General features: G+C 75.8%; 9 protein-coding genes and 1 pseudogene. 8 read left to right on the forward strand and 2 right to left on the reverse strand.

Features of this window, described 5'->3' with window-relative positions:
- Together SSBG_RS31655 and SSBG_RS22750 are read left to right on the forward strand one after the other, a co-directional pair.
- Positions 1 to 297, forward strand: a 297-nt coding sequence (locus SSBG_RS31655; protein WP_037870443.1) for a C40 family peptidase, incomplete at its 5' end; no start/stop codon positions are given.
- A gap of 179 nt (positions 298 to 476) precedes the next feature.
- Positions 477 to 1,691 carry a lipoprotein gene (locus SSBG_RS22750; RefSeq protein WP_037870444.1) on the forward strand — a complete coding sequence of 405 codons (1,215 nt, stop codon included), beginning with the start codon at positions 477 to 479 and terminating at the stop codon, positions 1,689 to 1,691.
- Between the two features lie 74 nt (positions 1,692 to 1,765).
- On the opposite strand, the gene SSBG_RS22755 is transcribed toward SSBG_RS22750, so the two are convergent.
- Entirely contained in the window at positions 1,766 to 3,025 is a 1,260-nt protein-coding gene (locus tag SSBG_RS22755; protein WP_008748420.1) for a glycosyltransferase family 87 protein, read from the reverse strand.
- A 195-nt stretch (positions 3,026 to 3,220) separates the two neighbouring features.
- On the opposite strand from SSBG_RS22755, the pseudogene SSBG_RS22760 reads away from it, so the two are divergent.
- Positions 3,221 to 4,364: pseudogene (locus tag SSBG_RS22760) on the forward strand (glycosyltransferase family 4 protein).
- A 21-nt stretch (positions 4,365 to 4,385) separates the two neighbouring features.
- On the opposite strand, the gene SSBG_RS22765 reads toward SSBG_RS22760, so the two are convergent.
- Positions 4,386 to 6,179, reverse strand: coding sequence for an AMP-dependent synthetase/ligase (locus tag SSBG_RS22765; RefSeq protein WP_008748422.1), 1,794 nt, complete (start codon positions 6,177 to 6,179; stop codon positions 4,386 to 4,388).
- Positions 6,180 to 6,438: 259 nt separating this feature from the next.
- On the opposite strand from SSBG_RS22765, the gene SSBG_RS22770 reads away from it, so the two are divergent.
- From SSBG_RS22770 to SSBG_RS22790, 5 genes are all read left to right on the forward strand, one after another.
- Positions 6,439 to 7,209, forward strand: a complete 771-nt coding sequence (locus SSBG_RS22770; protein ID WP_008748423.1) for a metallophosphoesterase family protein — start codon at positions 6,439 to 6,441, stop codon at positions 7,207 to 7,209.
- 169 nt (positions 7,210 to 7,378) lie between these two features.
- Positions 7,379 to 7,834, forward strand: coding sequence for an SRPBCC family protein (locus SSBG_RS22775; RefSeq protein WP_008748424.1), 456 nt, complete (start codon positions 7,379 to 7,381; stop codon positions 7,832 to 7,834).
- 8 nt (positions 7,835 to 7,842) lie between these two features.
- Complete coding sequence (locus tag SSBG_RS22780) at positions 7,843 to 8,943, forward strand: ArsA-related P-loop ATPase (RefSeq protein WP_037870445.1); 1,101 nt, start codon at positions 7,843 to 7,845, stop codon at positions 8,941 to 8,943.
- Between the two features lie 181 nt (positions 8,944 to 9,124).
- On the forward strand, positions 9,125 to 9,592 hold the full coding sequence (locus SSBG_RS22785) for a DUF5304 family protein (protein WP_037870446.1): 468 nt from the start codon (positions 9,125 to 9,127) through the stop codon (positions 9,590 to 9,592).
- Between the two features lie 56 nt (positions 9,593 to 9,648).
- Complete coding sequence (locus tag SSBG_RS22790; RefSeq protein WP_008748427.1) at positions 9,649 to 10,590, forward strand: ROK family glucokinase; 942 nt, start codon at positions 9,649 to 9,651, stop codon at positions 10,588 to 10,590.
- Positions 10,591 to 10,603: the final 13 nt, after the last annotated feature.

Raw genomic sequence — 10,603 nt, forward strand, 5'->3', positions numbered from 1 at the left:
CCCTACGTGTGGGGTGCCTCGGGACCCGGGGCCTTCGACTGCTCGGGGCTCATGCAGTGGGCCTGGGGGCGGGCCGGGGTCGGCCTGCCCCGTACCTCGCAGGCCCAGGCGGGCGCCGGGCAGCGGGTGCCGCTCTCGCAGGCGCGCCCCGGGGACCTCGTCACGTACCGCTCCGACGCGAGCCACGTCGGCATGTACGTCGGCGGCGGCCAGGTCATCCACGCCCCCCACCCCGGCGCCGCCGTGCGCTACGAGTCCGTCCACATGCTCCCCATCAACGCGGTGACCCGCCCCTGAGCACCCGGCGCGACGCGCTCCCGGACGGCGCGGGGGGCGCGGGGCGGGACGGCATCCGCGAGGGCGCGGGGGGCGCGGGGCGGGACGGTACGCGGGACGGCTCCAGCGGCGCGGGGCGGCACGGCTCGCGGGGCCGGGGGCGCGGGGGCGGGGCCGGGACCTCGCCGTATGCTCGCCGCGTGGCCCGAAGCCGACCCTCCCGCCCCAGGCGTGCCGCCGTGCTCGTCGCCCTGCTGCTGCTCGGCGGTTGCGGGGGCGGTGGGGACGGGGGCCGCGACGACACCGGGACCCGGGTACGGGCCGTGCTCGACGCGCGCGGCGAGGCGGTGCGCGCGCGGGACCGCGCCGACTGGCTCGCGAGCACCGCGCCCGGCACGGCGCGCGGGCGCGCGGGCGCCGTCTTCGCCAACCTCGACGCGCTGCGCCCCAGCGCCTGGAGCTACCGCGTCACCTCGCTCACCCCGCGCGGCGACCGGGCGGCGGTCCGCGCGACGCTCTCGTACCGCCTCAAGGGCTACGACAGCGCCTCCGTCACCGCGCGGCGCGCCCTCACGCTGCGCCGCGTCTCGGGCCGCTGGTACGTGAGCGCCGACGAGCCCGCCCCCGGGGCCCCGCAACAGCTGTGGGAGCAGGGCAGGATGACCGTCGTACGCGGCGCGGACTCGCTCGTGCTCGGCGTGGGGCAGCCGCGCGCCACGCTCGCGGACGTGGCCGGGCTCGCCGACGACGCCGTGCCCGCCGTGCGCCGGGTGTGGCCCGACCGGTGGCCGGGGCGCCTCATCGTGCTGCTCCCCGCCTCGCTCGACCGCATGGCCGCGCTGCTCGGCGAGAAACCCGCCGACTACCGGGGCATCGCCGCCGTCACCACCGGCGAACTCGGCTCGACGGCCCACGTGCCCGCCGACCGCGTCACCGTCAACCCCGAGGCGTACGAGGAACTCGGCGCCTTCGGCAAGCGCTTCGTCCTCATCCACGAGGCCACCCACGTCGCGACCCGCTCCGCGACGACGGCCCGGACCCCGCTGTGGCTCTCCGAGGGCTTCGCCGACTGGACCGGCTACCACGGCAGCGGGCGCACCCCGCGCCAGGTCGCCCCCGAACTCGCCGAGGAGGTCCGCGCGGGCGCCGCCCCCGACACGCTGCCCACCGACACGGACTTCGCCTTCTCGGAGGACCCGGACCGGCTCGCCCGCGCCTACGAGGGCGGCTGGCTCGCCTGCCGGATGATCGCCGAGCAGTGGGGCGAGCCGAAACTGCGCGCCTTCTACCGGGCGGTGGGGGAGCACGAGGGCGGCGGCAGCGCGGTCGCCGCCGCCGCCACGAAGGTGCTCGGGGTGAACGAGGCCGAACTGACCGGCCGCTGGCGCGGCTACGTACGCGAGCAACTGGCGTAGGCGCGCGCGACGAGTCCACGTACGTGCAACGCGCCCCGGCACGCCGCCGGGGAGCCCCCCCCGGGGCCCGTCCGCTAGGCGTCCGTCGTCGCCCAGGCCGGTACGCGCGCGCGCTCCTCGCCGCTCCCGCCGCGCGGCAGCGCCCGCACCGTCTCGCGCCACAGCCCCCGGCAGGCCAGCACCGTCGCCGCCACCAGCAGTCCGTTGCGCACGACGAGCAGCCCCGTGCCGAACGGCGTCGAGCCGACCACGTCGCCGAAGTACACGGGGAACTCCAGCCACGTGACGAACGAGGCGATGACCGTGAGGACCACCGGGACCGTCATCCGCCCGCCCCGGTACAGCAGGCACACCGCGCCGAGACCGAGGAGCCACACCAGGTACTGCGGACTGATGACGCGGCTCGTCGTCGTGAAGAGCAGCAGCGCCGTGAACGCCGCGTCCGCGAACGTCGCCTCGCTCCACACCCGCGCCCGCACCCGCCACAGCACCAGCCAGCCCAGCGCGAGCACGCTGAGCACCTGCGCGAGCGTCGAGACGAGGGGAACGCCCGTCCCCAGGAACTCCATCGAGCCGTAGTGGAATTCGACGCGTCCCTCCCAGCCGAAGCGCCGCGCGAAGTGGAACACGAGCGCGCCCAGCGACTCGACCTCCGTGCCCCGGTCGCGCTGCGCCGTCAGGAACGACAGGCTGCCCGGCATCAGGAGCCCGAAGCCGGCGAGCAGTACGAGCCCCGTCACGGCCGCGCCCGCCCACGAGCGGCGCGTCTCCCGCCCGCGCGGCGTCCCGACGAGCAGCAGCACCGGCCACCCCTTGACGACCGCGCCGAGCGCCGCGAGCACCCCGAAGCCGCGCGCCCGGCGGGTGCCCAGGAGCAGCGCGGCCACCGCGAGCGCGGTGACCATCACGTCGTAGCGCGCGTACACGGTCGGCCCCAGCAGCGGCACACCCACGACCCACACCCACACCCCGGCCCCGCGCCGCCCCGGGCGCGCCGCCGCGCGCAGCAGCAGCGCCGTCACGCACGCGTCGCACACGAGGGCGAGGACGAAGAACGCCGTCGCGTACGGCCAGAAGGGCAGCAGCTTCGGCGCGAGGATCGCGAGCGCGGCGCCCGGCGGGTACTGCCACGTCACGTCGTGCTCGGGGAAGACGCCGCCGGACAGCACGCCCGCCCAGTTCCGGTACGTGACCGACACGTCGCCCGTCACGTCGAGACCGGGCGGCACGATCACCCTGAGCACGGAGAGCAGGAGCAGCGCCCGTGTCGCCCCCCACACCACGAGCGCGCCCGCCGTCCGCGTCCACGTCGCCCGCCCAGCCCGTTCGCTCACGTACCGTCCCGCCCTCGACTCGTCACCGTCTCGTCACCTCGACCGCGCCTTCGGGGGCCCGGGGTCCGGGTCATGATGCCTGCCCCGCCCGCTCCGGGCCATCGCCGCGAGCGCTGTGTCCCGGTTCGCCCGCCGAGCGGCGGCACGCGGGGGGTTCGGCCGCCGCCGGGACCGCGCCGGGTACTGTCGGCGGCGATGGACAGGACCTTGATCGTCACCAACGACTTCCCGCCGCGGCCCGGCGGCATCCAGTCGTTCCTGCACAACATGGCGCTCCGCCTCGACCCCGACCGCTTCGTCGTCTACGCCTCGACGTGGAAACGCGGACGCGAGGGCAGGGAGGCCACCGCCGCCTTCGACGCCGCGCAGCCCTTCCGCGTGCACCGCGACCAGACCACGATGCTGCTCCCCACCCCGCGCACCACCGCGCGCGCCGAACTGCTCCTCAAGCGGTACGGGGCGACCTCGGTGTGGTTCGGCGCCGCCGCCCCGCTCGGCCTCATGGCGCCCGCGCTGCGCGCCGCCGGGGCCACCCGCCTCGTCGGCACGACGCACGGGCACGAGGCCGGCTGGGCCCAGCTCCCCGGCTCCCGCGCGCTGCTGCGCCGCATCGGCGAGAGCACCGACACGCTCACCTACCTCGGCGCCTACACGCGCGGCCGCATCGCCCGCGCCCTCACCCCCGACGCGGTGGCCCGTATGGTTCATCTGCCGCAAGGGGGTCGACGAGAAGGTCTTCCACTCCGGCTCCGGCGGGCCCGCGCTGCGCGCCGCCCTCGGGCTCGCCGACCGACCCGTCGTCGTGTGCGTCTCGCGCCTCGTGCCGCGCAAGGGGCAGGACACCCTGATCCGGGCCTGGCCGGCCGTGCTGCGCGCCCAGCCGGACGCCGTGCTCCTCGTCGTCGGGGACGGGCCGTACGGGAACGACCTGCGGCGCCTCGCCCGCGAGACGGGCGTCGCGGACTCCGTGCGCTTCACCGGGAGCGTCCCCTGGTCCGAACTGCCCGCGCACGTCGGGGCGGGCGACGTCTTCGCGATGCCCTGCCGCACCCGGCGCGGCGGGCTCGACGTCGAGGGGCTCGGCATCGTCTACCTGGAGGCGTCCGCGACGGGGCTGCCCGTCGTCGCCGGGGACTCCGGGGGCGCGCCGGACGCCGTGAAGGAGGGCGAGACGGGATTCGTCGTGCGCGGTGAGAGCGTCCCGCAGACGGCGGAGCGGATCGTCACGCTGCTCGGGGACGCCGGGCTGCGCGCGCGGATGGGCGCGGCGGGGCGCGCGTGGGTGGAGGAGAAGTGGCGCTGGGACCTGCTGGCCCAGCGGCTCAGGGAACTCCTGTAAGGGGGCCGCCCGCGGGGCGGCTCACTTCCGGTACAGCGCCTCGATCTCCTCGGCGTAGTCCTTCGTGACGACCGAGCGCTTGAGCTTGAGCGAGGGCGTCAGGTGGCCCGACTCCTCGGTGAACTGGGTGTCCAGGACGCGGAACCTGCGCACCGACTCGGCCTTCGAGACCGCCAGGTTGCCCTCGTCCACGGCCTCCTGGAGCGCGGCGAGCAGTTCCGGGTCCTCGCGCAGCGCGGCGGCCGTCGCCTCCGGCCTGCCGTGGTCCCTGGCCCAGTGGGCCAGGAACTCCTCGTCCAGCGTGAGGAGCGCGCCGACGAAGGGACGGCCGTCGCCGACCACCATGCACTCGGCGACGAGCGCGTTGCCCCGGATACGGTCCTCGATGACCGCCGGGGCGACGTTCTTGCCCCCGGCCGTCACGATGATCTCCTTCTTCCGGCCGGTGATGGCGAGGTAGCCGTCCGCGTCGAGCGTCCCGAGGTCCCCGGTGTGGAACCAGCCGTCGGCGAGCGCCTCGGCGGTCGCCGCCTCGTTGTTCCAGTACCGCGTGAACAGGTGCTCGCCGTGGAGCAGGACCTCGCCGTCGTCGGCGATCCGCACCACCGAGCCGGGCAGCGGCTGGCCCACCGTGCCGATCTTCTGCCGGTCCCAGGGGTTGAAGGCCGTCGCGGCGCAGGACTCGGTGAGCCCGTACCCCTCCAGGACCGTGAAGCCGATGCCCCGGAAGAAGTGCCCGAGCCGTTCGCCGAGCGGCGCGCCGCCGGAGATCGCGTACTCGCCGCGCCCGCCGAGCACGGCGCGCAGCTTCCCGTAGACGAGCCGGTCGAAGAGCTTGTGGCGCAGCCGCAGGCCCAGCGAGGGGCCCTGCGGCGTGTCCAGCGCGCGGCTGTGGGCGATCGCCGTGTCCGCCGCGCGGTCGAAGATCCGGCCCTTGCCGCCGGCCTGCGCCTGCGCGCGCGCCGCGTTGTAGACCTTCTCGAAGACGCGCGGGACGCCGAGCACCATCGTCGGCCGGAAGGTGCCCAGTTCCTCGGTGAGGTGCTTGATGTCGGGCGCGTGGCCGAGCTTGATCGGCGCCATGAGCGCGGCGACCTCCACGAGCCGCCCGAAGACGTGCGCGACGGGCAGGAAGAGCAGGATGGAGCACTCGCCGGTGCGGAAGAGCGGCTTGAGGCGTTCCACGACGTTGCCGCACTCGGCGAAGAAGTTGCGGTGGGTGAGGACACAGCCCTTGGGGCGGCCCGTCGTGCCCGAGGTGTAGACGATCGTCGCCGGGTCGTCCGCGCTCACCGCGGCGGCCCGCTCCGCCAGGGCGGAGTCCGGTACGTCCGAGCCCGCCGCCCCCAGCGCGCCGATCGTGTCCTCGTCCAGCCGCCACAGCTGCTTGAGCCCGGGCAGTCCCTCCCGCACCGCCTCCACGGTCCGCGCGTGCTCCCCGGTCTCCACGAGGCAGGCGACCGCGCCCGAGTCGCCGAGAATCCACCGCACCTGCTCCTCGGAGCTGGTCTCGTAGACGGGCACGGTCACCGCCCCCGCCATCCAGATGGCGAAGTCCGCGAGCGTCCACTCGTAGCGGGTGCGGGACATGAGCCCGACGCGGTCGCCGGGGCCCACGCCCGAGGCGAGCAGGCCCTTCGCCACCGCGGTCACCTCGGCGAGGAACTCCGTGGCCGTCACGTCCCGCCACACCCCGCCGGTCTTCCGGCCGAGCACCGCCACGTCCGGGTGCCGCGCGGCGTTGCGGCGGACGATGTCGGCCAGGTTGCCGCCCGCGGGGACCTCGTACAGGGCCGGAAGGCTGAACTCGCGCAAGACTGCTCCTCACAGGGCACCGGTGGCCACCACGTGGAGTGCGCGTGCGCCGCGACGGTGCGGACGCCCCCGGCGGGGGCAGGACGGACTGCCCGGACGTTACCCACCGGTACGAGGTTCCGATAGGGGGCTCCGGAGAGATGTTCACTCCGTCACACTCCCCGGGCGGGGCTTGCGGGGAAGGGTAGTCCCCCGCGCGGTGCTTTGGGGAGTAACCGCAGGTGAGGGCCGTGCGTCGGGTGCGTACTAGGCTGCACGCATGACGCGGGTCCATGTGGTGAGCGATGTGCACGGGAACGCGCGGGACCTCGCGCGCGCCGGGGACGGGGCCGACGCCCTCGTCTGTCTCGGGGATCTCGTCATGTTCCTCGACTACGCCGACCACTCGCACGGCATCTTCCCCGACCTCTTCGGCACCGAGGCCGCCGACCGGATCGTGGAACTGCGCACCGCCCGCCGCTTCGCCGAGGCGCACGCCTTCGGCCGCTCCCTGTGGGAGGCGCTCGGCGAGGAACCCGGCCCCGCCATCGAGCGCGCGACCCGCCGCCAGTACGCGCGCCTGTTCGCCGCGATGCCCACGCCGACGTACGCGACCTTCGGCAACGTGGACCTGCCGCACCTGTGGCCCGAGTACGCGCACGAGGGCGTCACCGTCCTCGACGGCGGGCGCGCCGAGATCGGCGGCCGGGTCTTCGGCTTCGTCGGCGGCGGCCTGCGCACCCCGATGCGCACCCCCTACGAGCGCGACGAGGAGGAGTACGCGGCCCTGGTCGAACAGCTCGGCGAGGTGGACGTCCTGTGCACCCACATCCCGCCCGACGTGCCCGAACTCTGCTACGACACCGTGGCCCGCCGCTTCGAGCGCGGCAGCGGCGCTCTGCTCGCCGCGATCCGCCGCACCCGCCCCCGCTACCACCTCTTCGGCCACGTCCACCAGCCGCTCGTGCGCCGTGCGAGGATCGGCGCCACGGAGTGCGTGAACGTCGGTCACTTCGCCTCCACGGGCCGCCCCTGGGCCCTGACGTGGTGAGTCCGCGCGCCCTCCCCGGCGGCGCCCGCCGCCCCCCGTCCGCCCCGCCCGCGGCCCCTCACGCGGCGGGTACGGGCCCTGACGAGGCGCCCCCCGGGGAGCGGTAGCCTTGCCCGCGCGGGCCCCGCACCGCGTCCCCGCCACCCGGCAGCACGGAGGAGTCACGGCGATGGCCGAACACACCAGCTCAAGCATCACCATCGAGGCCGCGCCGGCCGCGGTCATGGGTGTGATCGCCGACTTCGCCCGCTACCCCGACTGGACCGGCGAGGTCAAGGAGGCCGACGTCCTCGCGCGCGACACCGCGGGCCGCGCCGAGCAGGTCCGCCTCGTCATGGACGCGGGCGCCATCAAGGACGACCAGACCCTCGCCTACACGTGGGTGAGCCCAGACGAGGTCACCTGGACCCTCGTCAAGTCCCAGATGCTGCGCTCCCTGGACGGCTCCTACCGGCTGCGCGCCAAGGGCACGGCGACCGAGGTGACCTACCAGCTCACCGTGGACGTCAAGATCCCCATGCTCGGCATGATCAAGCGCAAGGCCGAGAAGGTCATCATCGACCGCGCCCTCGCCGGGCTCAAGAAGCGCGTCGAGTCCGGCACGGCCCCCGGCACCGAGGGCTGACCCGCACCGTGCGCACCGTCCTCGTCACCGGACCCGGCGGGGCCGGGCGCACCACGCTCGCCGCCGCGACCGCGCTCGCCGCCGCCCGCGCCGGGACCGCCACGCTCCTCCTCACGCCGGGCCCCGCGCCGCTCGGCACCGTGCCCGTTCCCGGCCTGCGGGTCGCCGCCGCCGACCCCGCCGCCGCCTTCCGCGACGGCGTCGGCGGCCTCCAGGACCGCGCGGGCGCCCTCCTCGGACTGCTCGGCGCCGCCCCCCTGGAGGAGGGTGAACTCGCGCCGCCGCCCGGCCTCGCCCCGTACGCGCTCCTCGCCGCGCTCCACCGCCATGCGGGCGGGGCCCAGGACCTCCTCGTGGTGGACCTCCCGGCCGGCACCGAGGGGCTCCAGCTCCTGGCCGCGCCCGCGCTGCTGCGCCGCTACCTCGACCGGCTCCTGCCCCGGCAGCGCCAGGCGGCCCGCGCCCTGCGGCCCGTGCTCGGCAGGCTCGCCGGGGTCCCGCTCCCCGGCGAGGAGTGGTACGAGGCGGCCGCGCGCGCCGACGACGCGCTCGCCGCGAGCCAGGCACTCCTGACCGGGCCGGGCACGAGCCTGCTGCCCGTCGTGGAACCGGGGCGGGCCGGTACGGAGGCGCTGCGCCTGGCCCGGATCGCCGCGTGCCTGCACGGCGTCGCGCTCGACGCCCCGCTCGCCAACCGCGTCCTGCCCGCGGGGGCCTTCGGCGCGGCGGCCCAGCACGCCGCCCTCGCGACGTACGAGGGCGTGCGCGAGATCCCGCACCTCGGCGCCGAACCCGCGGACCCGGCCGGCCTCGAAGCGCTCGGCGTCCCGGCGCCCGGCGAGCCCGCGAGCGCCCCCGGCTGGACCCTCCACGACCTGCGCGAGCGGACCGGGCTCATCGAGTGGCACGTGCCGCTGCCCGGCGCCGCCCGCGCGGAACTCGGCCTCTACCGCTTCGAGGACGAACTCGCCGTCACCGCCGGTCCCTTCCGCCGCACCCGCGGTCTCCCCTCGGCCCTGCGCCGCTGCGACGTCACGGGGGCGGCCCTGCGGGACGGTGTCCTGCGGGTACGGTTCCGGCCGACCCCCGGGCTGTGGCCGCAGGAGTGAGCAGGCGGGGGACGCTCGCCCGGTGACGCGGTGGGTGCTCGCGGCGGCGCCGCGCTCGGTGACGCGGGCGCGCGGGTCCGGCCGCGCGGCGGGCGGTGGGCTTCGCGGGTGCTCGCCGGGCCCCCCGCCTCGCGCGGGCGGTCCGGTACCTTCGGAGGTACACCCGTCCCAGGAGTCCGCCATGAGCGAAGCCAATCCGTCCCAGCCGCCCGAGGACGCCCCGGACGACGCCTGGTCCGCCGCCTGCGCCGAGGACCTCGCCGCCGAGCGTGAACGCCGCTCCCGCGAGGGCCGCGCCGAGACCGGCACCGCCGCCGAGGAGCTGCTGCGCCTCGCCGACACCCTCGCCGAGAAGCTGACCGGTTTCACCGCGCGCGCCGCCGGACCCGTGCAGGGCGAGGCCGTGCGCCAGGCCGTCGGCCAGGCCCGCTCCTTCGTGGAGCCCGTCCTCGCCCGCAACCCCGAGGTGCTCGGCCACCTCGCGGCGGCCGGTTCCGAACTCCTCGCCGCCTACCGCTCCGCCGTCACGGGCCAGGAGGCGCGCTGGACGCGGGAGAAGCCCTCCCGCGGCCCCGGCGAGGACCCGCCGCGCAAGCGCCCGCACGAGGAGAGGGACGGCGGCCGGGGGGAGCGCATCGATCTCGACTGACAGGCCCTCGCGTAAGGTTGGGCCGCAGCGGGGCTCGACCGAAAACTGAGGGACACATGGGACTCACCATCGGCGTCGACATCGGCGGTACCAAGATCGCGGCTGGAGTGGTGGACGAGGAGGGCACGATCCTCTCGACGTTCACCGTGCCCACGCCGCCCACCGCCGAGGCCATTGTCGACGCGATCTCCAGCGCGGTCGCCGGGGCCAGCAAGGGACACGAGATCGAGGCCGTGGGCATCGGCGCGGCCGGATACGTGGACGACAAGCGGGCCACCGTGCTCTTCGCACCCAATATCGACTGGCGCCACGAACCGCTCAAGGACAAGGTCGAGAAGCGCGTCGGCCTCCCCGTCGTGGTGGAGAACGACGCGAACGCCGCCGCCTGGGGCGAGTACCGCTTCGGCGCGGGCCAGGGGCACGAGGACGTCATCTGCATCACCCTCGGCACGGGCCTGGGCGGCGGCATCATCATCGGCAACAAGCTCCGGCGCGGCCGGTTCGGCGTCGCCGCCGAGTTCGGCCACATCCGGGTCGTCCCCGACGGTCTCCTGTGCGGCTGCGGCAGCCAGGGCTGCTGGGAGCAGTACGCCTCCGGGCGGGCCCTCGTCCGCTACGCCAAGCAGCGCGCCAACGCGACCCCGGAGAACGCCGAGACCCTGCTCGGCTTCGGCGACGGCACCCCGGACGGCATCGAGGGCAAGCACATCAGCCAGGCCGCCCGCCAGGGCGACCCGGTCGCCGTCGACTCCTTCCGCGAACTCGCCCGCTGGGCCGGCGCCGGACTCGCCGACCTCGCCTCGCTCTTCGACCCCTCCGCCTTCATCGTCGGCGGCGGCGTCTCGGACGAGGGCGACCTCGTCCTCGACCCGATCCGCCGCTCCTTCCGCCGCTGGCTCATCGGCGGCGCCTGGCGCCCGCACGCCCAGGTGCTCGCCGCCCAGCTCGGCAACAAGGCAGGACTCGTCGGCGCCGCCGACCTGGCCCGGCAGGGCTGAGCCCCGCCACCCC

Origin of the sequence: Streptomyces sp. SPB074 (assembly GCF_000154905.1) — a bacterium.
Classification (GTDB): Bacteria; Actinomycetota; Actinomycetes; order Streptomycetales; family Streptomycetaceae; genus Streptomyces.

Coding starts and splice junctions, on each gene's coding strand:
- SSBG_RS22790 (WP_008748427.1), top strand. CDS start 9,649: ATGGGACTCACCATCGGCGTCGACATCGGCGGTACCAAGATCGCGGCT.
- SSBG_RS22775 (WP_008748424.1), top strand. CDS start 7,379: ATGGCCGAACACACCAGCTCAAGCATCACCATCGAGGCCGCGCCGGCC.
- SSBG_RS22785 (WP_037870446.1), top strand. CDS start 9,125: ATGAGCGAAGCCAATCCGTCCCAGCCGCCCGAGGACGCCCCGGACGAC.
- SSBG_RS22770 (WP_008748423.1), top strand. CDS start 6,439: ATGACGCGGGTCCATGTGGTGAGCGATGTGCACGGGAACGCGCGGGAC.